This is a genomic window from Shigella sp. FC1967, from assembly GCF_001743005.1.
Classification (GTDB): Bacteria; Pseudomonadota; Gammaproteobacteria; order Enterobacterales; family Enterobacteriaceae; genus Proteus.
On sequence record NZ_MIIZ01001199.1, the window covers coordinates 1 to 493 of the forward strand.

At 50.9% G+C, this 493-nt stretch carries 1 protein-coding gene; it reads right to left on the reverse strand.

Annotated elements, in window-relative coordinates; all coding sequences use genetic code 11:
* The coding region (locus tag BHE89_RS20220; RefSeq protein WP_171742554.1) for a hypothetical protein at positions 1-351 on the reverse strand (351 nt) is incomplete at its 3' end.
* Positions 352-493: the final 142 nt, after the last annotated feature.

The following is a 493-nucleotide window of genomic DNA, read 5'->3' on the forward strand; positions in this document are numbered from 1 at the left end:
TGTTGCTCCAGACACTCTCCGCCAGCTCCGGTAGGTTTCTGTTGATTTGGCATAGCCAACCAAGGCAGGAGCCAGCGTGTCGGACTCCTTCGTATTCAACTTCCCTTTTGCTGCCTTCGATACGAACTCAGCGATCACCGAAGCCAGCATGTCGGAGGTAAGGTGAAGCGGCAGCTTTATCGTGTCGAAGTCAGCCTGCTTGATGGTGAACAGGCGGATGTGATCGTTGCGGTAGTCACGCACATAGATGACATGACTCTCAAATGGGTTGGAGTGGTTAAAGGCATCCATACCCCAGCCTGCGGCCTCAAGATGTGCGTTTGATACTGACTTGTCGTAATCAAATTCCACGCTATTACTCTCCGTCTTGTCGTACAGGAACTTTCACATGTGAAAGTTTTCCGTCGGTCATGATGTCCAGGACGGCTTTGCCCAGTCTCATCCCTTTATGGTATTGAACCGGGTCTCCCTTGTAGAAAAATCCTGGCTCGTT